Genomic DNA, 22,978 nt, shown 5'->3' with positions numbered 1-22,978 from the left:
ATCCGCCGGCGCCGCCGCCGTGAGCGAGCACCGCGAAACCACTTAACTTTTCACGTCGTCTTCCGAGGTGGATCGTCGCGTTCTGGCCCGGCAGTCGTCACGGAGTCGCGGCTATCCGCGGTTGCATCCCCGGAAACCTGGGAGCGAACCTCGCGGGCGGCCTGCTCGTGCTTCTCAGCGGCACCTCGGTGGGCGGCGGCGAGATCGCCGGACAATGACTCCGCGGCCGACTCGTGTTCCTCAGCGAACACCTCGTGCAACTCGGCTAGCTCGTCTTGGCGCTGGGCTTCCAATGTGCTGACTTCCGTCGCACGGTTGTCGTCGGACCGTGTCATAACCAGCACGATAGATGGGGCCGGCAAGGTTGGTGGCCTGAACCACGATTCGGCCCGCTGGGCCAGGGCGCCGAAGCGTGCGTGCGCCGGATTAGCCGCCTACACGATGTGCTGAGTCACCGACGAGCGGAGTTAGAAGTCCCAGTCTTCGTCTTCGGTGACGACGGCCTTGCCGATCACGTAGCTGGAACCCGAGCCGGAGAAGAAGTCGTGGTTCTCGTCGGCGTTGGGCGAGAGCGCCGACAGAATCGCCGGGTTGACGTCCGTCTCGTCGCGCGGGAACAGCGCCTCGTAACCGAGGTTCATCAGTGCCTTATTGGCGTTGTAGCGCAGGAACTTCTTGACGTCCTCGGTCAGCCCGACCTCGTCGTAGAGGTCCTGGGTGTACTCGACCTCGTTGTCGTAGAGCTCGAAGAGCAGCTCGTAGGTGTAGTCCTTGAGTTCCTGCTTGCGCGCGTCGTCGACCAACGCCAGGCCGCGCTGGAACTTGTAACCGATGTAGTAACCGTGCACGGCCTCGTCGCGGATGATCAGCCGGATCATGTCGGCGGTGTTGGTCAGCTTGGCGCGGCTCGACCAGTACATCGGCAGGTAGAAGCCGGAGTAGAACAGGAAGCTCTCCAGCAGGGTCGAAGCGACCTTGCGCTTGAGCGGTTCGTCTCCCTTGTAGTACTGCATGACGATCTCGGCCTTGCGCTGCAGGTTGGGGTTCTCCTCCGACCAGCGGAACGCGTCGTCGATCTCGGCGGTCGAGCACAGCGTGGAAAAGATGTTGCTGTAGCTGCGCGCGTGCACGGATTCCATGAAGGCGATGTTGGTGTAGACCGCTTCCTCATGCGGGGTCAGCGCGTCCGGGATCAGGCTGACCGCCCCGACGGTGCCCTGGATGGTGTCCAGCAGGGTCAGGCCGGTGAATACCCGCATGGTCATCTGCTTTTCGTGGGCGGTCAATGTGCCCCACGACGGCAGGTCGTTGGACACCGGCACCTTCTCGGGCAACCAGAAGTTGCCGGTCAGTCGGTCCCACACCTCGGCGTCTTTTTCGTCTTGTAGCCGGTTCCAGTTGATCGCCGAAACGCGGTCGATCAGCTTCATGTTTTCGGTCACCAGAACCCCACTTCACACACCGTTTGACCGGATGAATCTCCGGCTCTCGACACTACCCCTGGGGTGTGACAACGCAGCGGAACACAAGAGCTTGTGTTTACGTGTCGCGGGATGCCGAATTCCAGGCGGATCCAAATTCATGCTTCAGTATCACGCGGGCTTGGATGTACCATTTGGTACATGATTACCGAAGACGGCGTCGAGATCGACGCACCGCCCCAACTCGTCTGGGATGTCTTCACCGACGTCGAGCACTGGCCAGACTGGACCGCGTCGGTGACCTCGCTGGTCGGACTGGACGCGCCCAGCCTTGCCGTCGGGAGGCGGTTCGCGATCAAACAGCCCGGCATGGCCAAGCTGGTCTGGAAGGTCACCGAGATCGACCCCGGTAGGTCCTGGACCTGGGTGCAACGCTCTCCCGGGGTGCTGGTCAGCGCCCGCCACGACGTCACCGCTCGTCCCGACGGGGGCACGCTGGTGCGTCAGCAACTCGACCAGCGTGGCGTGCTCGGTGCTCTCGTCGGGAGGTTGATGGTCAAGAAGACCAAGCGTTTCCTCGACCTGGAGGCCCGAGGACTCAAAGCCCGCTCGGAGCAACTCAGTCGCGCCGATGGCTCGCACTCCTGATGTTGCGCGGCGCCGGCAGCTCCTCGACGCACTGATCCAGGAATTCGCCAGCGCGGGCATCGGCGACCGCTCGCTGCGCGAGGTGGCCGAAGCCATCGGCACGAGTCACCGAATGTTACTGCATCACTTCGGGTCTCGGGATGATCTGCTGCTGGCGGTCGTCGAGGCGGTCGAGCGCCGTCAGATGGGCTTGCTGCCCGACCTGCCGACCGAACCGGCCGAGAGCTTCGCGGCGATGTGGGCCGACCTTCGGCGACCCGAACTACGCGAATCCGAACGCCTGTTCTTCGAGTGCTACGCCCGCGCCGCCCAGGGCGAAAAGCCTTATGCGCGAATGATTCCCGGGGCCGTCACGGACTGGCTGGCCGAGGTCGCCGCGGTCGCCGAGGCCCCGGTCGACGCCGCCTTGGCGCGCCTGGGGCTGGCCGTCGTACGCGGCCTGCTACTCGACCTGGTGGCCACCGATGACGACGCCGGTGTAGACGCGGCCGCGCGAGCCTTCGCCGAACTCCTCACGCGCCGGCGATGATTCGGGCAAGCGCAGTCAGGACGCGGCCGCGGAACTGCCCATGTTCACGCCGTAGAACTGATATTCGTCCGGCTTGACCGAACGCGTCGCCCGCCAGTACTCCCAGGTGTAGCCGCCCCAGAGCACGGTGTTCTTGCCGTGCTCGTCCAGATACCAGCTGCTGCAGCCGCCGCTGTTCCACACCGACGGGCCGAGTCTGCGTTGCAGCTCGTCGTTGAATTTGTCCTGGGCGGCGCGGGTCGGTGCCAGCGCCTGTGCGCCCAGCTTGTCGCAGGTCGCGATCGCGTCTGCGACGTAACGGATTTGGGACTCGATCATGAACACCACCGAGTTGTGCCCCAACCCGGTGTTGGGCCCCAGCAGAAAGAACAGGTTGGGCACGTCGGCGATGGTGATCCCGCGGTGGGCACCGATGCCCTCGCGGTTCCACCGGTCCACCAGGTCCTCGCCGTGCAGGCCCTTGATCTGGACGTAGGTGTAGGAGTCGGTGACGTGGAAGCCGGTGGCATACACGATCACGTCGGCCTGGCGCTGGGTGCCGTCGGCGGTGACGATGCCGTCGGCTGTGATTCGCGCAATGTTGTCGGTGACCAGCTCGGTCTTGGGGTCGGCGACCGCGCCGTAATAGGTGGAGGAGTTCAGGATTCGCTTGCAGCCGATGCGATAGTTCGGTATCAGCTTGCGCCGCAGCTCCTTGTCCTTGACCGCCCGGCGAATGTTGTATTTGCAGTAGGACTCGATGAACTTGAGCAGGTTCGGCCGCTTGGTCATGCCGAAGGCCAGGGCTTCCTGCCCCCAGTAGATCGCGAGCCGAACCAGCGCGCGCAGGCCGGGCACGTTCTCCATGGCCCGGCGCACCGCCGGCGGGATCTCGGGGTTGGAACGCGGGACCACCCACGGCGGAGTCCGTTGGTAGAGCTGGAGTTCGGCGACCTGCCCGACGATCTCCGGCACGATCTGGATCGCGCTGGCGCCGGTTCCGATCACCGCCACGCGCTTGCCGGTCAAGTCGACGCCGTGGTCCCACTCCGCGGAATGGAAGGCGGCGCCGCGAAATTCGTCGCGTCCCTCGATGTCGGGCATGGACGGGATGTGCAGCGCCCCGGCGCCCGAGATGAGGAATTGCGCGACGTACTCGCGGCCGTCGGCGGTGAACACGTGCCAGCGGTTTTCGTCATCGTCCCAGTGCGCGCGATCGACGAGCGAGTTGAACTCGACGTAGCGGCGCAGCCCGTATTTCTCGGTGACCCCTTTGAGGTAGTCCCAGATCTCTGGCTGGAAGGAGAACGGGTTCTTCCAGTCGGGCTTGGGCTCGAACGAGAACGAGTACAGGTGCGACGGGATGTCGCAGGCGCACCCGGGATAGCTGTTGTCTCGCCAGGTGCCGCCGATGTCGTCGGCCTTCTCCAGGATGACGAAGCCCACGCCCTGCTTCTGCAGCGCGATCGCCATCCCGAGGCCGGAGAATCCGGTCCCGATGATGACGGCGCGCGTGTGGACCGGCTTGTGGGCGCTAGCCGCCGGGATTGCCTCGGTTTGTGTTACGACGTCGGTCACGGTCGATCGATCTTTCTATCCAGGCCTGTCGGGTCGGCGTTTCGGCTGCGGCCCGGCTGAGGCAGATACCCAGTACCCAGGGTATCGGTTGGGACGAGTGTTATCGATGGCCGCGGCGGTTGTCAACGCCGCGGCGCGCTCAGCTCGCGGCCGGGTTGCCGGCCACCATGTCGTGAATCGGCAGGTCAGGGTTCATGGTTATGCCGAGCGCCTCGGCGGTGCCGACGATCACCCCCATCATGATGGTCGTCAGGTGCGCGACGAACTGCTCACGCGACATCAGCCGCGGGCTTTCGGGCTCCGGGCCCAGCCACCACTCGGTGGCCGACGCGGCACAGCCGAATGCCGCGTGCCCGGCCAGTTCGACCGCCGCGTGGTCGAGCTCCATCTCGCGCAGCTCGTTGTCGAACATGTCGGCCACCGCCAGGGTGATTCCGCGTCCCTCGTTGAGGACCTGCGGGGTGGCGGCCGACCGGCCCTGGATGAACACGCGCAGCACGTTGGGGTGCTTGTCGACCAGGACCACGTACTCCTCGACGCTGCGCCGGATCACCTCGCGCGCCGAGTCGGTTTTCAGGTCGATGGACGGGATGATCGCCGCCCACAGCATGTCGCGCAGCCGCTCCCCGATCGCCTCGAACAGGTCGGACTTGTCGTGGAAGTGGCGGTAGATCTTCGGCTTGGCGGTGCCGGCCTCCTCGGCGATCTCCCGCACGGACAGCTCGGGCCCGAGGCGGTCGATCGCACGGAAGGCCGCGTCGACGATTTCGTTGCGCACTTTCTTGCGGTGCTCGCGCCAGCGTTCGCTGCGCGCGTCGACCTTGGCCCCAGGCTTGACGCTGGGGTGGGGTATGGAAGGTCGGGGCACTCTCACCACGTCAAGCACTTTACCTGGTAGCGGCTTCTGACCTGGGCAGACTGTCCGATCGGCCCGACGATTAGAGCATGCAGGACACGCAGCCCTCGACTTCTGTTCCCTCCAAAGCCATCTGGCGAAGGCGGATGTAGTACAGCGTCTTGATTCCCTTGCGCCAGGCGTAGATCTGCGCCTTGTTCACATCGCGGGTGGTGGCGGTGTCCTTGAAGAACAGCGTCAGCGACAGCCCCTGGTCCACGTGCTGGGTGGCCGCGGCGTAGGTGTCGATGATCTTCTCGTAACCGATCTCGTAGGCGTCCTGGTAGTACTCCAGGTTGTCGTTGGTCAGATACGGCGCCGGGTAGTAGACGCGGCCGATCTTGCCTTCCTTGCGAATCTCGATCTTGCTCGCCACCGGGTGGATCGAACTGGTCGAGTTGTTGATGTAACTGATCGAGCCGGTCGGCGGGACGGCCTGCAGATTCTGGTTGTAGATGCCGTGCTGCTGCACCGACTCCTTCAGCCGCTGCCAATCCTCTTGTGTCGGAATGCGGATGCCGGCTTCGGCAAAGATTTCCCGGACCCGCGGCGTGGCCGGCTCCCACACCTGCTCGGTGTACTTGTCGAAGAATTCGCCCGAGGCGTACTTGGACTTCTCGAAGCCCCCGAACTTGCTTCCCCGCTCGATCGCGATGCGATTCGACGCGCGCAGCGCATGGTAGAGCACGGTGTAGAAGTAGATATTGGTGAAGTCGACGCCTTCTTCGGACCCGTAGAGGATGCGCTCGCGGGCCAGATAGCCGTGCAGGTTCATCTGGCCGAGCCCGATCGCGTGGGACTCGTTGTTGCCCTGCTCGATTGAGGGCACCGACCAGATGTGCGTCTGATCGCTCACCGCCGTCAGCGCGCGGATCGCGACCTCGATGGTCTGCGCGAAGTCCGGCGAGTCCATCGTCTTGGCGATGTTCAGCGACCCCAGGTTGCACGAAATGTCCTTGCCCACTTTGGCGTACGACAAATCGTCGTTGAACACCGACGGCGTGGACACCTGCAGGATCTCCGAGCACAGGTTGGAATGGGTGATCTTGCCGTCGATCGGGTTCGCCCGGTTCACCGTGTCCTCGTACATGATGTACGGGTAACCGGACTCGAACTGCAGCTCGGCCAGCGTCTGGAAGAACTCGCGGGCCTTGATCTTCGTCTTACGGATGCGGGCGTCGTCGACCATCTCGTAGTACTTCTCGGTGACCGAGATGTCGGCGAACGGCAGGCCGTATACCCGCTCGACGTCGTAGGGCGAGAACAGGTACATGTCCTCGTTCTTCTTGGCCAACTCGAAGGTGATGTCGGGTATCACCACGCCCAGGCTCAGCGTCTTGATGCGGATCTTCTCGTCGGCGTTCTCGCGCTTGGTGTCCAGGAACCGATAGATGTCGGGGTGGTGCGCGTGCAGGTACACCGCACCCGCGCCCTGCCGGGCGCCGAGCTGGTTGGCGTAGGAGAACGAGTCCTCGAGCAGCTTCATGATCGGGATGACGCCCGACGACTGGTTCTCGATGTTCTTGATCGGGGCGCCGTGCTCGCGAATGTTGCTCAGCAGCAACGCAACTCCGCCGCCCCGCTTCGACAGCTGCAGCGCGGAGTTGATGGACCGCCCGATCGACTCCATGTTGTCCTCGATGCGCAGCAGAAAGCAGCTCACCGGCTCGCCGCGCTGCTTTTTGCCCGAGTTCAAAAACGTCGGGGTGGCTGGTTGGAATCGCCCGTCAATGATCTCGTCGACGAGCTTCTCGGCCAGGACGGTGTCACCGGAGGCAAGGGTCAGCGCGACCATGACCACGCGGTCCTCGAAGCGCTCCAGGTAACGCTTCCCGTCGAACGTCTTCAGCGTGTAGGAGGTGTAGTACTTGAACGCGCCCAAAAACGTCGGGAACCGGAACTTCTTGGCGTACGCGCGGTCCAGCAGCGTCTTGACGAAGTTACGGCTGTACTGGTCGAGAACCTCGCGCTCGTAATAGTTCTCCTTGATCAGGTAGTCGAGCTTCTCGTCCTGATTGTGGAAGAACACCGTGTTCTGGTTGACGTGCTGCAGGAAGTACTGATGCGCGGCCTCGCGGTCCTTATCGAACTGAATCTTGCCGTCCGCGTCGTAGAGATTCAGCATCGCGTTGAGCGCGTGATAGTCCGTTTCCCCCGGCAAGGCGTGGGCTCCGGTGGTTACAGGCTCTGCAGCGACGGTTGGTGACACGTCTGTTCCTTCCAGAAATTGGCTAAGCCCGCGCGGACGGCTTCCACGTCGTCCTGGGTTCCCATGAGTTCGAAGCGGTAGAGATACGGAACGCCGCACTTGCGCGAGATCACGTTGCCCGCGTAGGCGAATTCGGCGCCGAAGTTGTTGTTGCCCGCGGCGATCACGCCGCGGATCAGCGACCGGTTGTGCTCATTGTTCAAAAAGGCGATGACCTGCTTGGGGACGTAACCGCCGGCGTTGAGGTCGGGCGTCGCATGCCCGCCGCCGTAGGTCGGCAGGACAAGGACGTAGGGCTGGTCTACCTCGATGCGGCCATGCAGTGGTATCCGCGTGGCGGGGATCCCCAGCTTCTCCACGAAGCGGTGGGTGTTCTCCGACACCGAGGAGAAATAGACCAGGTTGCGCGACTGCACCGCAACCTCCTTACCTAACGTCTTGCCTTACGCGCTCAGTTCCGCGGCGGACAGCGCCTTGATGCGGTCGGGGCGGAAACCCGACCAGTGGTCGTTGCCCGCCACCACCACGGGGGCCTGCAGGTATCCCAGAGCCATCACGTAGTCACGCGCCTCGGCGTCCAGCGAGATATCGACCTTCTCGTAGGCGATGCCCTGCTTGTCCAGCGCCTTGTAGGTGGCAGTGCACTGCACGCATGCCGGCTTGGTGTACACGGTGATGCTCATAGAATGCCGCTCCTTTGCGGAAGAGGGGACCCAACGGACTGGCAACTACTTTTGGACTGCGTCTTTGCTAGGTTCAGCGATCCGTCAGGCCCCCTGATTCCCGTCGTGCGGTGGCCGAGGTCGAATGACCTGCGGGCGCCGATTTCGGGGAGTTCACCGAGTCTGGCTGGCTTGGTGGCCCTGGGATCTGCCGGTGCTCGAAACACTACACCTAGTGGGTGACAAGATGTCGAGATACAAGATATTCTGAATAACAATTTTGAAATTCCCTGGTCGTGAGCCCGGTCGTGAACAAATCCGGAACTCGACTCGGCGTGTCGCAGATCACAGATCGCACCGCAGGGAATCATGCGCTCCGGTATATCAGCGAGCACCGACAACACCGCCGGCGGCGGCGGGCCGGCCCAGGGCCAGCAAAGCCGCCAGGCGCGCCTGGCGGCTTTGGCTATTCGGTTGTCCCAACCTCGCTGGTCGCCCGGTGGGCGGGTTGTCGACTTCTGCCAATCAGCCGACCTCGGCGGCGAGCTTGCCCACCACATCACGCACGTTCGCCGACAGCTCGGCGTGCTCGGCCGGCGCCTTGCCCTCCAGCGTCTTGAACGGCACCGACAGTTTGATCGCCTCCACGACCCGCGCGCCCGCGATGCCGAAGGACTTGCGGGTGTCGTCGTGGGCCCACACCCCGCCGTACTGGCCGAACGATCCCCCGATGACCGCCAGCGGCTTGCCCTTCAGCGCGCCGTCGCCGAACGGCCGGGACAGCCAGTCGATCGCGTTCTTGATGACGGCCGGGTAGCTGCCGTTGTACTCCGGGGTCACCACCAGGGCGGCGTCCGCGTCGGCCGCCGCGGCGCGCAGCGCGGCCACCGGGCCCAGCTGCGGCACGTCGACGTTCATCGCATCATCGATCTCCTCGTTATAGAACGGCAGTTCAGCGAGTCCTTCGAAGATCGTGACGGTCACGTCGTCGGCGGCGACCGCCACCGCCAACTCGGCGATCTGGCGGTTGATCGACGCCGCCCGCAGGCTCCCCACTAACGCCAAGATTCTGATTGCCACTGCTGCAGTTTCCCTTCGATCGTTGCGTACATCCTCGCACGAGCTAACCGGACTATAGTCCGTTTTATTCCGGCGGCGTTAAAGTGCAGGAGTGAGCGAGCGGTCGGGCGAGTTACACGTGTTCGCCCCCCAAGCGGTGCACCAGGAAAGGGGCGACGCGGCGCGCAACCGCGCGCTGCTGCTGCAGGCTGCCCGAAACCTGGTCGCCGAGCGCGGCGCCGACGCCGTCACCACCGATGACATCGCGGCGGCCGCCGGAGTGGGCAAAGGCACGCTGTTCCGCCGCTTCGGCAGCCGGGCCGGCCTGATGATGGTGCTGCTGGACGAGGACGAACAAGCCGTTCAGCAAGCGTTCCTCTTCGGCCCGCCCCCGCTGGGACCCGGCGCCCCGCCCGCCGATCGGCTGGTCGCGTTCGGCCGGGAGCGGATCCGGTTCGCGCACGACCACTGCGAACTGCTGTCCGCGGCCAACCGCGACCCGCAAAACCGGCACAACGCACCGGCCACGGTGCTGCGCACGCACGTGCGCGTCCTGCTCAAGGCGGCCGAATCCACCGGCGATCTCGACGCCCAGACCGACGCGCTGCTCGCGCTGCTGGACGTGGACTACGTCGAGCATCAACTGGCCGAGGGCGGTCACACCCTGGCGACACTGGGAGACGCGTGGGAAAGCCTGGCGCGCAAGCTCTGCGGGCGATGAACGCCACGGAACCGGCTTGGGTCCTGCATGTGGACCTCGACCAGTTCCTGGCGTCGGTCGAGTTGCGCCGGCACCCCGAATTGGCCGGTCTGCCAGTCATTGTGGGCGGCAGCGGCGACCCGAACGAACCGCGCAAGGTCGTCACCTGCGCCTCGTATGAGGCGCGCGAGTTCGGTGTGCGGGCGGGCATGCCGTTGCGTGCCGCCGCCCGTCGCTGCCCCGAGGCGACCTTCCTCCCGTCGGACCCAGCCGCCTATGACGCCGCGTCCGATCAGGTGATGGGCGTGCTGCGCGATCTGGGGCATCCGGTCGAAGTCTGGGGTTGGGACGAGGCCTATGTCGCGGTGACCGCGCAGGACCCGAGCGAGGTCGCAGAGCAGATCCGCAGCGTCATCCTTTCCGAAACCGGGCTGTCCTGCTCCGTCGGGATCAGCGACAACAAGCAGCGCGCCAAGGTCGCGACCGGCTTCGCGAAACCGGGCGGCATCTTTGTGCTCACCGACGCGAACTGGATGTCCCTGATGGCCGAACGTCCGGTCGACGCGCTCTGGAGCGTGGGCCCCAAGACGGCGAAAAAGCTTGCGGATCTTGATATTACGACGGTGTGGCAGCTGGCCCACTGCGATGCGGAGCTGCTGACGGCCACCTTCGGCCCGCGCACCGGGCTGTGGCTGCTGCTGTTGGCCAAGGGCGGCGGCGACAGCCAGGTCAGCGCCGAGCCGTGGGTGCCGCGCTCGCGCAGCCACGCGGTGACCTTTCCGCGCGATCTCACCGATCGGTCCGAGATGGCCGCGGCCGTAACGGATTTGGCCGAGCGGGCGCTGACGGACGTCCTCGCGGCGGACCGAGTCGTGATCCGGGTGGCGGTCACCGTGCGCACGGCAACGTTCTACACGCGCACCAAGATTCGCAAGCTCGATGCGCCCAGCACCGATCGTGACGTCATCGTGGCCGCGGCCCTTCGCGTGCTCGACCTATTCGAGCTCGACCGGCCGGTCCGCCTGCTCGGGGTGCGCCTCGAGCTGGTGATGCCGCGCTAAGGGCGCCGGGCCGGGCCGCAACGCACGGGTGAAGATCACGTTCACCTGGCGCATCGCCACGCTATAGGGCCACCACGCAAGCCTTTTGAAGGCATACAGGGCGCGGATGTCGGCCGACGTGTAGATCAGGTATCGGTTCTTGGCCACCCCGGCCAGGATCTTGTCGGCGGCCTTTTCCGGCGATACGGCGTGGCCGGCGAACCGCTTCACCCACCGGTCGACGTTGGGGTCTTCCCGGTCCACCCCGGCGATTTCCACGGTGCCCACCAGCGGGGTGTTCACCGCGCCCGGCACCACGACCGAGACCCCGATGCGATGGCGGGCCAAGTCGAAGCGCAGCACCTCCGACAGGCCACGCAACCCGTACTTGCTGGCGCTGTAGGCGGCATGCCACGGCAGGGCCACCAGCCCGGCCGCCGAGGACACGTTGACCAGATGCCCGCCGCGCTTGGCCGCCACCATCGGCGGCACGAACGTCTCGATGACGTGGATCGGACCCATCAAATTGATGGCGATCATCTTGCGCCACTGCTCATGGGTCAGCCGGTCGACGGTTCCCCACGCGGATACGCCGGCGATGTTGAGAACGACGTCCATGCTGGGATGCGCGGCGTGGATATCGGCGGCGAACGCGGCCACCTGGTCATAGTTGGCGATGTCGAGCGCCCGATGCTTGGGAACCTCGGCGCCCAGCGCCCGCGCGTCGGCCACGGTTTGTTCGAGGCCGTCGCTATCGCGGTCAGTCAGGTAGAGCTCGGCGCCCTGCGCGGCCAGCCGCAACGCCGTGGCGCGGCCGATGCCGCTCGCCGCTCCGGTGACAAGGCACCGCTTTCCCGCGAAAGACCGCCCGATTCCCCTCTGCGCCATGGCCGTGACGATACCGGCGGTAACAGCGCCCTAGGGACGGCCCGCCCACAGCGCGTGCAGCCAAAGCTGCTCGAGGAGGCGCACCCGTCGGTCACGATCGCTGTCGCGCCCGGTCAGAATCGGGTCGCCGGTCAGCATCAGCGCGGTCGTGCCGGCCAGCGTGCGGATCAGCGTCGGCAGGTCGTCACTGATCGGATTGGCCGTCCCGGCCTTCATCTCGGCCTCGACAATTCCGACGATCTGGCCCAGCACCACCTCGAACTGCTGATCGAGCAGGTCGCGAATCTCGACGTCGGTGTTGCGGGCCTCATTGCACGCCGTCACCACCGGGTCGTTGTGCGCGTAGACGGCCGCGGCGCTGCCGACCATTCGCTTGGCGAACTGCTCGGGTGACTCGCCGGCCTGCCGGGGGGCGAAGTACTCGGTGAGTTCCTCGAGTTCTTCGGCGGCCTCGGCCATGAGCTGTGCCAGCACCGCGTACTTGGAGTCGAAGTAGAAGTAGAAGCCGGATCGCGCCACGCCGGCCCGCAGGCTGATGGTGCTGACCGACAGCTCCGCAAATGGCTTTTCCTGCAGCAATTCACGCACCGCCTGCACTATCGCCTGGCGTTGCTTGTCGCCACGCCGTCGTGCGCCCGGCTCGGGAGTGGCGGGTTCGCTGGTCACTCCCTGACCTTGCACCACGCCACGGAAAATGCAAACTTGACAGCCGTCAAGTTTTTCAGCGAAGGTATGAATCAGTGACGGCCGTCACCGGGAGGGCACGCAAAGGAGCGTTATGACCGCCACCATCAGCACCCCGCAGTACCTGCTGGATCAGGCGCGGCGCCGGTTCACGCCGTCCATCAACAACTTTCCCGGCATGGGGATCGTCGAGCGCAGGCTGTTGAACACCGATTTCCCAGAGCGCAAACTCGCCGAGCCGCCACCGGGCAGTGGGCTCAAAGCGGTCATCGGCGACGCGGGCCTGCCGGTCATCGGGCACATCATCGAGATGCTGCGCGGCGGCCCCGACTACCTGCTGCACATGTACCAGACCAAGGGTCCGGTGATCTTCGGGGACTCGCCCGTCCTGCCGGGCGTCGCCGCCCTGGGACCGGACGCCGCCCAGGTCATCTACTCGAATCGCAACAAGGACTATTCCCAGCAGGGATGGGTGCCGGTAATCGGGCCGTTCTTCAACCGCGGCCTGATGCTGCTGGACTTCGAAGAGCACATGTTCCACCGGCGGATCATGCAGGAGGCCTTCATCCGGTCCCGCCTGGTCAGCTATGTCGAACAGATGGACCAGGTGGTCTCGCAAACGGTCGCCAATGACTGGGTGACCAATGACGCGCGGTTCCTGCTCTACCCGGCCATGAAGGAATTGACACTCGACATCGCCTCGATGGTGTTCATGGGCCACGAGCCGGGCACCGACCACGAATTGGTGACCAAGGTCAACAAGGCGTTCGCGGTCACCACGCGCGCGGGCAACGCGATCATCCGCACTTCCGTGCCGCCGTTCACGTGGTGGCGCGGCCTCAAGGCGCGCGAGCTGCTAGAGAACTACTTCCGCGAGCGGGTCAAGGAGCAGCGCGCGAATCCCGGTACGGATCTGTTGTCGGTGTTGTGCCAGACCGAAGACGAGGACGGCAACAAGTTCTCCGACGACGACATCGTCAACCACATGATCTTTTTGATGATGGCCGCGCACGACACGTCCACCTCGACGGTGACAACGATGGCCTACCACCTGGCCCTTCACCCGGAGTGGCAGCAGCGCTGCCGCGAGGAATCGGATCGGCTGGGCGACGGGCCGCTCGACATCGATTCGCTGGAGAAGCTCGAGACGCTGGATCTGGTGATGAACGAGTCGATCCGCATCGTGACGCCGGTGCAGTGGGCCATGCGCCAGACGGTGCGCGATACCGATCTGCTGGGTTACTTCATCCCGAAGGGCACCAACGTGATCGCCTACCCCGGCATGAACCACAGGTTGCCCGAATTGTGGACCGAACCACTAAAATTCGACCCCGAGCGATTCACCGAGCCGCGCAACGAGCACAAGCGGCACCGCTATGCGTTCACGCCGTTCGGTGGCGGCGCGCACAAGTGCATCGGGATGACGTTCGGGCAGTTGGAGATCAAGACGATCTTGCACCGCCTGCTGCGCAGGTATCGGCTGGAGCCGCCGCGCCCGGGTTACAAGTGCGAGTGGGACTACGGCGGCATGCCCGTGCCGAAAGACGGCATGCCGATCGTGTTGCGCCCGCTATAGAACTTGCGCGACCGCAGCGAGCCGCCGTGGCCGCGGCAAGGGCCGAGTCTCATGTGCGCTACCACCGTCGCTAGCGCACATGAAACTCACCTATCGCGACGGCCCCTTACCCGGCCGGGCCCGGTGCGGGCTCGAACCGTAGATACGCCTGAATCGTCGTACCGGCCCTGGTGGTGTGGGTTCGCACCAAGTCCGAGATGGCGTTGACCAGATACAGGCCGCGACTCGCGGGACCGCACGGGCCGGGGTCCAGACGACCCACGATCGGGTCGTCGAATCGTCCGGTGTCGCGTGCCTCGCAGACCAGATGTCCGTCGTCTTGCCAGAAGGCCAGCCGGCAGGCGCCCCCGGTGTACATCAGGCTGTTGGTGGCCAGCTCCGTGGCGACCAGCTGTAGATCCTCGATGCTCTCCTGACTCAACCCCATCCAGCCCGCGTAGTCGACGGCGAAGGATCGCGCGGGGCGAAGGTCGGCCGACTTGCGGACCATGTATGTGACGGCCCCGGGACCGGCGGCCAGCGGCTGGTTGCAGCGTTCCAGGACGTCGGCGGGAGCGTAGTCCGAGTTGTGCTGCAGCGTTCCGTGTTCCCACAGCAGCGGATGTGTCGCGCGCGCATCCGACAGCACGCCGTCGCCGAGCCGGCCCGCGTCGTAGAGGCACAGGCACGACGCGGGGTAGCCGTCCATGGCCTCGTTGACGAGTGCGTCGTGCTCGATGCAGGCGACGAACTCCTCGTCGGTGCGGCCCGGCCACGCGAGCTGGCTGACGATCCGGACTCGCTGATCCGGGTGCTCGTCGATGAACGCACCCTGCATCGCCATGAATCGGCAGGGATTGCGGGCCACCTCGGTGATATCAACCATGCGCACGTCCGCGGGTGGATCATCACGGGGGTACAACCCGTCGTGCAGCAGCGCCAGAGTCTCGGGAGGGGCGGCAAGCAGCACCGCCTCGTCCAGCGCCAAACCATCGCCGACGAAACGGCTTGCCAAGTCCAAAAACTCCTGCTGAGAGTGATAAATCGACGCGGAATGGACGAAACCGTATTGCCTGGTTTCGTTAGCCGCCTTCACTTCAGCGCTCTCGCTTTCGATCACTTGCGCCAACCCCCTGTTGGGCAGGCTGACGCCTCCCTCTGTTCCAGTACCCAAGACGGGCCTTCGCTATACCGCGCAACGGGTCCCATTTAGGTTTGCGGCACTGGTGGGCCACGTCGTCGGCTCGCGATCGCACTGTCACAGCCACCACGAGGCGGCCGCGTCGAGATGACGGCGGAGGCGGTAACAGGCGACGCTCTCGTCGGCGGCCTCGACCGCCTCGACGATCCGCAGGTGGGCGTGGTGCACGGCCAGCACGTCCGACCAGGTCGGCAGCGCCTGCCCGGTGCTGGACCAGTGCCGGCGAAACAGCTCGACGATGATCCGCAGGAACAGATCCAGCAGCGCGTTGCCGGCCAGTTGCGCCAGACCGACGTGGAAGTTGAACTCCTCCGCGATCGCCTGCCGCACGTCGTCGGCCGTTGGTTGGGAGTTCTCCGCAAGCCCGGAACGATGGGTGCCCAAAAACGCCGCCACCTCCGACTCGGCCAACCGTTTGACGACCTTGGTCACGTTGTCGATCTCGATGGCGTCGCGGACGCATCGCAGGTCTTCGCGGCTCGGCCCGCGGTACTGCAGGTACAAGGCGATCGTGTCGATGCTGGCCTGCGCCGCGGGTCGGGCGATGACCAGGCCGCCACCGGGGCCGCGGCGCATGTGGGCTATCGAGTGGTATTCGAGCAGCCGCACCGCCTCGCGAAGCACCGCGCGGCTCACCCGGTAGCGCTCGAGCAGGGCCGTCTCGGTACCGAAGACCGCACCCACGTGCCAGCCGCTGGCGGCGATGTCGTCACCGATGGTGGCGGCCAGCATCTCGGCCAGTTTGCCGCCGGGCGACTCGGAATCGAGCCGGCGGCGCCTTTCTCGCCCACGGTTTTCGTCCCCCGCATGATGATGCTGCAGCCAGCCGGTGACCGCTTCGACGTGTCGCTCCGACAGCGTCTTGGCGCGGGCGGCATCGCCGGCCGTGACGGCGGCGACGATCGCGGAGTGGTGCGCGTGCAGATGGTCGACCGCCTCTAATGCCTCGGTCTCCGAATCCGTTCGCGACGCCAGGGCATAGCGGGTGGTGAGCCGCATCAAGACGTCGATAAACAGTTGCAGCACCGGGTTTTTGGATTGCTCGGCCAGCGCGATGTGGAACTCGTCGCGTGGCGCCGGTAGGCCGGGCTTCCACTGCTCCTCGGCGTGCAGCACCGCACGCAGCCGCGCGATGCCGGCCTCATCGATGCGCTCGGCGGCGAGCGAGGCCGCCAGCGGCTCGAGGACCAGTCGCGCGTTGAGCAAGTCGCCCAGCGTCGTGCCCAGGTATTCGAGATAGATGACGACGGCGCGGGTGGCGGGCCCCGCATCGGGCTCGCAGACGTACAACCCCCCGTTGGGGCCGCGGCGCATCCGCGCGACCTGATGATGTTCGACGAGCCGCACGGCCTCCCGCAGCACCGAACGGCTCACCCCGAAGCGCTGCTGCAGATCTTGTTCGGAGCCCAGTGATTCGCCCACCGCCCAGCCGCGGCGAACGATATCGGCTTCGATGTCGCGGGCGAGGATCGAAGCGAGCTTGTTCGCCTGGCCGGTCCTTGGCTCCTGAGTCATTAGAGCTCGATCGCGCTCTCGGTCAGCAGGTCAGCAGCATGCACCCCGCGACGGGACCACCGCCGACGGAGACGACGCCCACCTCGGGGCGACGCGACACCTGCCGCTCCCCCGCGTCGCCGCGCAGCTGCAGACACCCTTCGTGCAGCGCCCAGTAGCCGTGCATGCGCCCCGCCGATAGCTGGCCGCCGTAGGTGTTCAACGGCATCTGCCCGTCGCGGGCGATCCGCGTCCCGCCCTCGACGAACGGGCCGCCCTCGCCGTCGCCGCACACTCCGAGCGCTTCCAGCCACGCCAGGGTGAGATAGGTGAAACCGTCGTACAACTCGGCGACTTGGAGGTCGGCGGGCTTCAACGCCGTGCGCGACCACATCTGCGCCGCCGCATCCGACATCGCCATCTTCGGGTAGTCCGCACGGTGAAACCAGCCGCCCGCTCCGTCGGACCCGCCGATCGCCTCGACCTGCACCGCGCGGTGCGGACAGTCGGCGGCGCGCTCCGCGTGCGAGACCACCACCGCGATCGATCCGTCGATCGGGACGTCGCAGTCGAGCAGCCCAAGTGGCGTGGACACCAACCGCGCGCCCAAGTAGTCGACCATCGTCATCGGATCCCGGTACACCGCAAGGGGATTCAGCGCAGCGTTGCGCCTGCCGTTGAGCGCGATCCAGCCCAGCTGCTCCTTGGTGGTCCCGTACAGCTCCATGTGGCGACGGCAGTTGAGCGCCAGCCAGTTGGCGGCCGAATAGGCATGCGCCGCAACCAGATCGTTGACATCGTCCATCGCACCGACAGCCGGCTTCGGCTCACCCTCGGGTGTCTCGAACATCCGAGCCAGCGGCGGCGCCGGCGCGTTCTCGTCCTGCTTGACGGGAACCGTGCCGCCGAGCATCTGGATCGTCCGGTACACCACCACGTGGCGGGCGCGTCGTTCGGCGACCGCGCGGCAGGCCGACATCACCGGCGAAAGCAGGCCGCCGGTGCCGAAGCCCGATCCGCAGTCCGCGGCATCGATGCGCAGCTGGGCGTTGACGTCCGCAGCGGGCGTGTCACCCAGGGTGGCGATGCCGTCGATGTCGGTCGGGGTCAGCCCGGCGTCCTCGATGGCGGCGCGCACCGCCTCCATGGTCAGGTCCAGGCCCGGGATGCCGGTGCGGCGGCCGATTCGTGAGATCCCGATGCCGGACAAGATCGCGTCTTTTTCGAAATGTGTCATGCACACCGCCCGTCAGACCAAGCATCGAATTAATTGAGTGTACTGTATTCGTCGTGTCGGACGGGCCGCTGCTCATCGAGTACTGCGACCGCTGCGCGCGCTGGGTGCATCCGGCCAGCGGCCAATGCCGCGAGTGCGGAGGCACGCTGGAGGCCCGGGAAGTCTCCGGGCGGGGCACCGTGTTCACCTACACGGTCAACCATCACCCGTACAACCCGGAGATTTCCACCCCGTACGTCATTGCCATCGTCGAGCTCGCCGAACAGAGCGGCCTGCGGGTCGCCGCCAATATCGTTGACTGCGAACCGGATTCGGTGAGCTGCGGGATGCCCGTCGCGCTCCGGCCGGAACGCGGCAGCGGCGGCGCGGCGCAGTTCGCGCCGGCCTGATTCGGCGCGGGCTAGTTGATCAACGGGTCACGCGGCATGCCGAGGATCCGCTCGGCGATCTGATTGCGCGTCACTTCCGACGTGCCGCCGGCGATCGCCATGCCGCGGGCCCCCATCATCAGCCGGCCTGCCAGGGCGCCGGGACCGTCGGTGAGCGCGACGTCCGGACCCAGCAGCGCCGCCATGATCGCGGCGCCCTCCACCATGTGTTCGGCCAGCTTCAGCTTGGTGACGTTGCCCTCCGGGCCGGGCCCCGCGCCCTCGACGCTGCGCGCGGCGCGGCGCAGATTCAGCAACCGCAGCGCGGTTTCCTCGGCCAGATACGAGCCGACTCGAATTCGCCCGCCCGCCAACCGATCCGGGCGCTGCTCGGTGAGCTGCACGAGTTGGCCGGCCAGCCCCTCGTAAAACGATCCGCTGCCGCCGATGCTGACCCGCTCGTTGCCCAGCGTCGCGCGCGCGACGGTCCAGCCCGAGTTGGGCGTGCCGACGACGTCCTCGTCGGGAACGAACAGGTCGTTGAAGAAGACCTCGTTGAAGTCCGAGCCGCCGGTCATCTGTCGCAGCGGGCGCACCTCCACCTCGGGCGCCTTCATGTCGACGATCACCGTGGTGATGCCGGCGTGCTTCGGGGCGTCGGGGTCGGTGCGCACCGTGGCGAGACCGCGCGCGCAGTAGTGCGCCCCGCTGGTCCACACCTTCTGGCCGTTGATCTTCCAGCCGCCGTCGACCCGGGTGGCGCGCGTCTTGATGGAGGCGGCGTCGGAGCCGGCGTCCGGCTCGGAGAAAAGCTGGCACCAAATCTCGTCGTTGCGCAGCGCCTTCTCCACGAATCGTTCGATCTGCCAAGGGGTTCCGTGCTGGATCAGGGTCAGGATCACCCAGCCGGTGATCCCATAGTCGGGCCGCTTGATGCCGGCCGCACGGAATTCCTCCTCGATCACGAGTTGCGCGACGGCGTCGGCCGCGCGTCCCCACGGCTTGGGCCAGTGCGGCATCACGTAGCCGGTCTCGATCAGCTTGTCGCGCTGGGCTTTTTTGTCCAGGGCGGCGATCTCGGTGGCGTCGGCGCGGATGGCGGTGCGCAGTTCTTCGGCTTCGGGCGGCAGGTCGAGGCTGTTCTCGCGGGCGACGCCGGCGGCGGTGCGCTCGAAAACGTCGGCGGCCGGCGCGTCACCGCCGAACAGCGCCGCGCTCACCACCGCCCGGCGCAGGTGCAGGTGCGCGTCGTGCTCCCAGGTGAAGCCGATGCCGCCGTGCACCTGGACGTTGAGTTCGGCATTGCGGACATAGGCCGGGAAGGCCAGCGCCGCCGCCACCGCGGCGATGAGCCGGAACTGTTCCTCGTCCTCGGTCGCAGCGCGGGCGGCGTCCCAGACCGCCGCGATCCCGGACTCCGCGCCCACCAACATGTTCGCGCAGTGATGCTTGACCGCCTGGAAAGTGGCGATGGTGCGCCCGAATTGCTGGCGCACCTTGGCGTAGTCGACGGCGGCATCGACGCAGTCCGACGCCCCGCCCACGGCCTCGGCGGCCAGCAACGTGCGGGCCCGGGCCAACGCCGATTGGCGCGCGCCCGGCAGGACGTCGTCGTCGGAGACGCGCACGTTGTGCAGGCGGACGCGTCCAGATCGGCGCGTCGGATCGAAGTTCTCCGGCACCTCGACCGAGACACCCTCACAGCCACGCTCGAGCACCAGCACGTCGTCACCCGCGGCGATCAGCAGCAGCTCGGCCAGCCCGGCGCCCAGGACGATTCCCGCCTCCCCGTCGGCCGTGCCGTCATTGACCTGCACCTGGCCGTCCAGCCCGACGCCCGCGACGACGGTCCCGTCGATCAGGCCGGGTAGCAGCCGCGACTTCTGTTCGGCGGTACCGTCTTTGGCGATCACCGCGGACGCGATGACGGTGGGCACGAAGGGCCCGGGCGCCACCGCGCGACCGAGTTCTTCGATCACCACCACGAGTTCGGGCAGCCCGAATCCTGAGCCGCCGTATTCCTCGTCGACGTGCAGGCCGAGCCAACCCAGCTCGACCAGGCTCGGCCAGAACCCGGGCCGTGGCTCGTCGGAGGCGTCGAGCAGCGATCGCGCCGCCCAGCGCGCCTTCTGGGAGGTCAAGAACCCGCGGGCTACTTCGGCGAGTTCACGATGGTCGTCGGTTATTGCGATACCCATGAGGGCCCTCCTCGCGCCGCATGCCAGCCGGGTTCGATTGTCCGCTCCCCTCGGACCGCCGCGCGATCCGCATCGTCGGAGCTGAAGCTGGGTGGCCTGCCCCGCTCCGAGGGGAAGCGGGGCGGCTGGCTAAAGAGTGTACTTAATGCGGGGAGGGCCCCAATCGGGGGCGCCTACTTGGGCGCGAACCGCTGCCCGGCGTCCAGGCGCAGGCATTGGCCATTGAGCATCGGGTTGTCCACGATGGCGGCGACCAGCTTCGCGTACTCCTCGGGACGGCCGAGGCGCTTGGGGAAGGCCGCGTCCTTGGTCAGCTGCGTGGCGAACTCGTCGGGAATGCCCTGGGTCAACCCGGTGGCGAACAGGCTCGGGGCGATTCCCAGCACGCGGATGCCCACCGAGCCCAGGTCGCGGGCCATCGTCAGGCACATCCCGGCGATGCCCGCCTTTGCGGCGGTGTAGGCGACCTGGCCGATCTGGCCCTCGAAGGCAGCAATCGAGGCGGTGTTGATGATGACGCCGCGCTCCCCGGTGTCCGGGTCTTCGGGCTCGTTCTTGGCCATGTGCGCGGCGGCCAGCCGGCTGATGTTGAAGGTGGCGATCAGGTTCAGGTCGATCACGGACTGGAAGGACTCGAGGTCGTGCGGCCCCGACTTGGTCAGCGTCCGCTTGGCGATACCGCCACCCGCGGTGGTGATCACGACGTGCAGCCCGCCAAGCTTGTCGACAGCGGCCTGCAGCGTCTCTTCGGTGCCGGTGAAGTCGGTGACGTCAACCGGGTAGAAGGTACCCCCGACGCCCTCGGCGACGGTCTTACCGTCGGAGCCCTCGCGGTCGAGGATGGCGACATCCGCACCGCGTTCGTGCAGCAGCTCGGCGCTGGCACGGCCCATTCCCGATGCGCCGCCGATGACGACGACCTTCTTCCCACTGATCTCCATCCGGGCGTCTCCTTCGTGGTTGTCAGAATCCCTGCGATCTGTAACGTTACGTAGGCACGCTAGCGTGTCCGCTCCTCAGGCCTGTCACCGAGCCATGCCAAGCTGGCGACCGTGCTCCTTCTCGACGTGGCAACGACGTCTGACGACGTCGGGAAGACGTCGTCGCGGCTGACCAAAGTCGCCCACATCGCCGGCCTGCTAACGCGTGCGGCACCCGACGCCGCGGCGGTCGCCATCGTGGTGTCGTGGCTTTCCGGTGAGTTGCGGCAGCGCCAGATCGGCGTGGGGTGGGCGGCGCTGCGCTCGCGCCCGCCGGCAGCCTCGGACGCCTCGCTGACCGTCTCCGGCGTCGACGCCACCTTCTCCGACATCGGCGCGGTGTCCGGCAAGGGCGCGCAGGCACGCCGCGCCGCGCTGGTGAGCGGCCTGTTCGCCGCAGCCACCGACATCGAACAGACCTTTCTGTTGCGGCTGCTCGGCGGCGAACTACGCCAGGGCGCACTGGCCGGGATCATGGCCGACGCGGTGGCGAAGGCCGCCGGCATCCCGGCGGCCGCGGTCCAGCGCGCCGCGATGCTGGGCGGGGACCTGCCGGCGGTGGCGGCGGCAACCCTGTCCGGTCCGTTGTCCGGCTCGGCCTCGGCGCTGGACGCGTTCACCCTGCGGGTCGGCCGGCCGGTTGACCCGATGCTGGCGCAGACCGCGACGAGCGTGGCCGATGCGATCGAACGCCACGGCGGGCAAACGATTTTCGAAGCCAAGCTGGACGGCGCGCGGGTGCAGATCCACCGCGCCGGTGACGAGGTCACCGTCTACACGCGAAGCCTCGACGACGTCACCGCGCGGCTGCCCGAAGTGGTGGAGGCGACGCTGGCGCTGCCGGTGGACGACCTCATCGCCGACGGCGAGGCCATCGCGCTGCGGCCCGACAACCGGCCGCACCGCTTCCAGGTCACCGCCTCACGATTCGGCCGCTCCGTCGACATCGCCGCAGCCGTTGCGGCACAACGGCTTTCGGTGTTCTTCTTCGACATCCTGCACCGCGACGGCGTCGACCTGCTCGACGCGCCGACCGCCGAGAGGCTGGCCGCGCTGGACGCATTGGTGCCGCCGGCGCAGCGGGTCGATCGGCTGCTCACGAGCGACCCCGCGGAGGCGGGCGCGTTCCTGGACGCGACGCTGGCCGCCGGCCACGAGGGCGTGATGACCAAGGCGCCCGGCGCGCCGTACCAGGCGGGCCGGCGGGGAGCGGGCTGGCTGAAGGTCAAGCCCGTGCACACCCTGGATCTGGTGGTGCTCGCGGTGGAGTGGGGGTCGGGGCGCCGCCGTGGCAAGCTCTCCAATATCCACCTGGGCGCGCGCGACCCGGCAAGCGGCGAATTCATCATGGTGGGAAAGACTTTCAAGGGCATGACCGACGCCATGCTGGACTGGCAGACCGCACGGTTCAGCGAACTCGCCATCGGCGAAACGGACGGTTACGTCGTCCGAGTGCGGCCCGAGCAGGTGGTCGAAATCGCGCTGGACGGCGTGCAGAAGTCGTCGCGCTACCCCGGGGGGCTGGCGCTGCGGTTCGCCCGCGTGGTGCGCTATCGCGACGACAAGAGCCCCGCCGACGCCGACACCATCGACGCCGTGCGCGCGCTGTACTGAACCGGGCATTGGCCAACAGGCGCAGTCGCTTCGGCGCGC

Annotated in this window: 22 protein-coding genes; 7 read left to right on the top strand and 15 right to left on the bottom strand. The window is 66.6% G+C overall.

Annotation, left to right across the window (positions count from 1 at the left end):
• Nucleotides 1-50 precede the first annotated feature (50 nt).
• Together AC5Y30_RS18430 and nrdF are read right to left on the bottom strand one after the other, a co-directional pair.
• Nucleotides 51-335, bottom strand: coding sequence for a hypothetical protein (locus AC5Y30_RS18430; RefSeq protein WP_499920096.1), 285 nt, complete (start codon nucleotides 333-335; stop codon nucleotides 51-53).
• A 132-nt stretch (nucleotides 336-467) separates the two neighbouring features.
• Nucleotides 468-1,442, bottom strand: coding sequence for a class 1b ribonucleoside-diphosphate reductase subunit beta (nrdF, locus tag AC5Y30_RS18425; RefSeq protein WP_009954743.1), 975 nt, complete (start codon nucleotides 1,440-1,442; stop codon nucleotides 468-470).
• Between the two features lie 180 nt (nucleotides 1,443-1,622).
• Between nrdF and AC5Y30_RS18420 the strand changes: the two genes are divergently transcribed.
• Both AC5Y30_RS18420 and AC5Y30_RS18415 read left to right on the top strand, forming a co-directional pair.
• Complete coding sequence (locus AC5Y30_RS18420) at nucleotides 1,623-2,069, top strand: SRPBCC family protein (protein ID WP_499920095.1); 447 nt, start codon at nucleotides 1,623-1,625, stop codon at nucleotides 2,067-2,069.
• Entirely contained in the window at nucleotides 2,053-2,598 is a 546-nt protein-coding gene (locus AC5Y30_RS18415; protein ID WP_499920094.1) for a TetR/AcrR family transcriptional regulator, read from the top strand. Before AC5Y30_RS18420 ends, AC5Y30_RS18415 begins: the two co-directional genes overlap by 17 nt.
• A 15-nt stretch (nucleotides 2,599-2,613) precedes the next feature.
• Here the strand turns inward: AC5Y30_RS18415 and AC5Y30_RS18410 are convergent, their stop codons facing one another.
• The 6 genes from AC5Y30_RS18410 to AC5Y30_RS18385 form a co-directional block, all read right to left on the bottom strand.
• Nucleotides 2,614-4,155, bottom strand: a complete 1,542-nt coding sequence (locus tag AC5Y30_RS18410) for a flavin-containing monooxygenase (RefSeq protein WP_499920093.1) — start codon at nucleotides 4,153-4,155, stop codon at nucleotides 2,614-2,616.
• Between the two features lie 139 nt (nucleotides 4,156-4,294).
• Nucleotides 4,295-5,032, bottom strand: coding sequence for a TetR/AcrR family transcriptional regulator (locus AC5Y30_RS18405; RefSeq protein ID WP_499920092.1), 738 nt, complete (start codon nucleotides 5,030-5,032; stop codon nucleotides 4,295-4,297).
• Nucleotides 5,033-5,093: 61 nt separating this feature from the next.
• Nucleotides 5,094-7,259, bottom strand: coding sequence for a class 1b ribonucleoside-diphosphate reductase subunit alpha (gene nrdE, locus AC5Y30_RS18400; RefSeq protein WP_499920091.1), 2,166 nt, complete (start codon nucleotides 7,257-7,259; stop codon nucleotides 5,094-5,096).
• Nucleotides 7,229-7,675 carry a class Ib ribonucleoside-diphosphate reductase assembly flavoprotein NrdI gene (gene nrdI, locus AC5Y30_RS18395; RefSeq protein WP_067354348.1) on the bottom strand — a complete coding sequence of 149 codons (447 nt, stop codon included), beginning with the start codon at nucleotides 7,673-7,675 and terminating at the stop codon, nucleotides 7,229-7,231. Before nrdI ends, nrdE begins: the two co-directional genes overlap by 31 nt.
• A gap of 27 nt (nucleotides 7,676-7,702) precedes the next feature.
• Complete coding sequence (locus AC5Y30_RS18390) at nucleotides 7,703-7,942, bottom strand: redoxin NrdH (protein ID WP_067124347.1); 240 nt, start codon at nucleotides 7,940-7,942, stop codon at nucleotides 7,703-7,705.
• Between the two features lie 504 nt (nucleotides 7,943-8,446).
• Entirely contained in the window at nucleotides 8,447-9,001 is a 555-nt protein-coding gene (locus tag AC5Y30_RS18385; protein ID WP_499920090.1) for an NAD(P)H-dependent oxidoreductase, read from the bottom strand.
• Nucleotides 9,002-9,092: 91 nt separating this feature from the next.
• Here AC5Y30_RS18385 and AC5Y30_RS18380 point away from each other — a divergent pair, with 91 nt between their 5' ends.
• Complete coding sequence (locus tag AC5Y30_RS18380) at nucleotides 9,093-9,701, top strand: TetR/AcrR family transcriptional regulator (RefSeq protein ID WP_499920089.1); 609 nt, start codon at nucleotides 9,093-9,095, stop codon at nucleotides 9,699-9,701.
• Complete coding sequence (locus AC5Y30_RS18375) at nucleotides 9,698-10,741, top strand: DNA polymerase IV (RefSeq protein ID WP_499920088.1); 1,044 nt, start codon at nucleotides 9,698-9,700, stop codon at nucleotides 10,739-10,741. The genes AC5Y30_RS18380 and AC5Y30_RS18375 overlap by 4 nt, the downstream gene beginning before the upstream one ends.
• Here AC5Y30_RS18375 and AC5Y30_RS18370 read toward each other — a convergent pair.
• Together AC5Y30_RS18370 and AC5Y30_RS18365 are read right to left on the bottom strand one after the other, a co-directional pair.
• Entirely contained in the window at nucleotides 10,676-11,608 is a 933-nt protein-coding gene (locus AC5Y30_RS18370; protein ID WP_499920087.1) for an SDR family oxidoreductase, read from the bottom strand. The two genes, AC5Y30_RS18375 and AC5Y30_RS18370, sit on opposite strands and share 66 nt — an antisense overlap.
• A gap of 30 nt (nucleotides 11,609-11,638) precedes the next feature.
• Nucleotides 11,639-12,274, bottom strand: a complete 636-nt coding sequence (locus AC5Y30_RS18365; protein ID WP_499920086.1) for a TetR/AcrR family transcriptional regulator — start codon at nucleotides 12,272-12,274, stop codon at nucleotides 11,639-11,641.
• A gap of 112 nt (nucleotides 12,275-12,386) precedes the next feature.
• Here AC5Y30_RS18365 and AC5Y30_RS18360 point away from each other — a divergent pair, with 112 nt between their 5' ends.
• Complete coding sequence (locus tag AC5Y30_RS18360; RefSeq protein ID WP_499920085.1) at nucleotides 12,387-13,868, top strand: cytochrome P450; 1,482 nt, start codon at nucleotides 12,387-12,389, stop codon at nucleotides 13,866-13,868.
• 106 nt (nucleotides 13,869-13,974) lie between these two features.
• Here the strand turns inward: AC5Y30_RS18360 and AC5Y30_RS18355 are convergent, their stop codons facing one another.
• The 3 genes from AC5Y30_RS18355 to AC5Y30_RS18345 all read right to left on the bottom strand — a co-directional run bounded on the left by AC5Y30_RS18355 (nucleotide 13,975) and on the right by AC5Y30_RS18345 (nucleotide 17,779).
• The gene (locus AC5Y30_RS18355) at nucleotides 13,975-14,967 is read right to left on the bottom strand and encodes an anti-sigma factor RsbA family regulatory protein (RefSeq protein ID WP_499920084.1); all 993 of its coding nucleotides are present in this window, start codon (nucleotides 14,965-14,967) and stop codon (nucleotides 13,975-13,977) included.
• Nucleotides 14,968-15,105: 138 nt separating this feature from the next.
• Complete coding sequence (locus AC5Y30_RS18350; protein WP_499920083.1) at nucleotides 15,106-16,563, bottom strand: FadR/GntR family transcriptional regulator; 1,458 nt, start codon at nucleotides 16,561-16,563, stop codon at nucleotides 15,106-15,108.
• A 22-nt stretch (nucleotides 16,564-16,585) separates the two neighbouring features.
• Nucleotides 16,586-17,779, bottom strand: a complete 1,194-nt coding sequence (locus AC5Y30_RS18345) for a thiolase family protein (protein WP_499920082.1) — start codon at nucleotides 17,777-17,779, stop codon at nucleotides 16,586-16,588.
• Nucleotides 17,780-17,832: 53 nt separating this feature from the next.
• Here AC5Y30_RS18345 and AC5Y30_RS18340 point away from each other — a divergent pair, with 53 nt between their 5' ends.
• Nucleotides 17,833-18,168, top strand: coding sequence for a Zn-ribbon domain-containing OB-fold protein (locus AC5Y30_RS18340; protein ID WP_499920081.1), 336 nt, complete (start codon nucleotides 17,833-17,835; stop codon nucleotides 18,166-18,168).
• Between the two features lie 11 nt (nucleotides 18,169-18,179).
• Here AC5Y30_RS18340 and AC5Y30_RS18335 read toward each other — a convergent pair whose 3' ends face one another.
• Both AC5Y30_RS18335 and AC5Y30_RS18330 read right to left on the bottom strand, forming a co-directional pair.
• Complete coding sequence (locus AC5Y30_RS18335) at nucleotides 18,180-20,345, bottom strand: acyl-CoA dehydrogenase family protein (protein ID WP_499920080.1); 2,166 nt, start codon at nucleotides 20,343-20,345, stop codon at nucleotides 18,180-18,182.
• A gap of 173 nt (nucleotides 20,346-20,518) precedes the next feature.
• Nucleotides 20,519-21,286: an SDR family NAD(P)-dependent oxidoreductase gene (locus tag AC5Y30_RS18330; RefSeq protein WP_067354384.1), complete on the bottom strand. Its 768-nt coding sequence runs from the start codon at nucleotides 21,284-21,286 to the stop codon at nucleotides 20,519-20,521.
• 111 nt (nucleotides 21,287-21,397) lie between these two features.
• On the opposite strand from AC5Y30_RS18330, the gene AC5Y30_RS18325 reads away from it, so the two are divergent.
• Nucleotides 21,398-22,939 (top strand): ATP-dependent DNA ligase, encoded by a 1,542-nt coding sequence (locus tag AC5Y30_RS18325; RefSeq protein ID WP_499920079.1) that lies wholly within the window; start codon nucleotides 21,398-21,400, stop codon nucleotides 22,937-22,939.
• Nucleotides 22,940-22,978 lie beyond the last annotated feature (39 nt).

The organism is Mycobacterium sp. NGS27, from assembly GCF_059813005.1.
The sequence above is the reverse complement of the archived record's forward strand: the minus strand, read 5'-3'. Positions and strand labels throughout refer to the sequence as shown.

What these genes read in the sequence shown, in the direction of transcription:
- AC5Y30_RS18390 (WP_067124347.1), bottom strand. Translation starts at nt 7,942, where the DNA reads ATGAGCATCACCGTGTACACCAAGCCGGCATGCGTGCAGTGCACTGCC.
- AC5Y30_RS18420 (WP_499920095.1), top strand. Translation starts at nt 1,623, where the DNA reads ATGATTACCGAAGACGGCGTCGAGATCGACGCACCGCCCCAACTCGTC.
- AC5Y30_RS18430 (WP_499920096.1), bottom strand. Translation starts at nt 335, where the DNA reads ATGACACGGTCCGACGACAACCGTGCGACGGAAGTCAGCACATTGGAA.
- AC5Y30_RS18370 (WP_499920087.1), bottom strand. Translation starts at nt 11,608, where the DNA reads ATGGCGCAGAGGGGAATCGGGCGGTCTTTCGCGGGAAAGCGGTGCCTT.
- AC5Y30_RS18345 (WP_499920082.1), bottom strand. Translation starts at nt 17,779, where the DNA reads ATGACACATTTCGAAAAAGACGCGATCTTGTCCGGCATCGGGATCTCA.
- AC5Y30_RS18360 (WP_499920085.1), top strand. Translation starts at nt 12,387, where the DNA reads ATGACCGCCACCATCAGCACCCCGCAGTACCTGCTGGATCAGGCGCGG.
- AC5Y30_RS18350 (WP_499920083.1), bottom strand. Translation starts at nt 16,563, where the DNA reads ATGACTCAGGAGCCAAGGACCGGCCAGGCGAACAAGCTCGCTTCGATC.
- AC5Y30_RS18330 (WP_067354384.1), bottom strand. Translation starts at nt 21,286, where the DNA reads ATGGAGATCAGTGGGAAGAAGGTCGTCGTCATCGGCGGCGCATCGGGA.
- AC5Y30_RS18375 (WP_499920088.1), top strand. Translation starts at nt 9,698, where the DNA reads ATGAACGCCACGGAACCGGCTTGGGTCCTGCATGTGGACCTCGACCAG.
- AC5Y30_RS18415 (WP_499920094.1), top strand. Translation starts at nt 2,053, where the DNA reads ATGGCTCGCACTCCTGATGTTGCGCGGCGCCGGCAGCTCCTCGACGCA.
- AC5Y30_RS18335 (WP_499920080.1), bottom strand. Translation starts at nt 20,345, where the DNA reads ATGGGTATCGCAATAACCGACGACCATCGTGAACTCGCCGAAGTAGCC.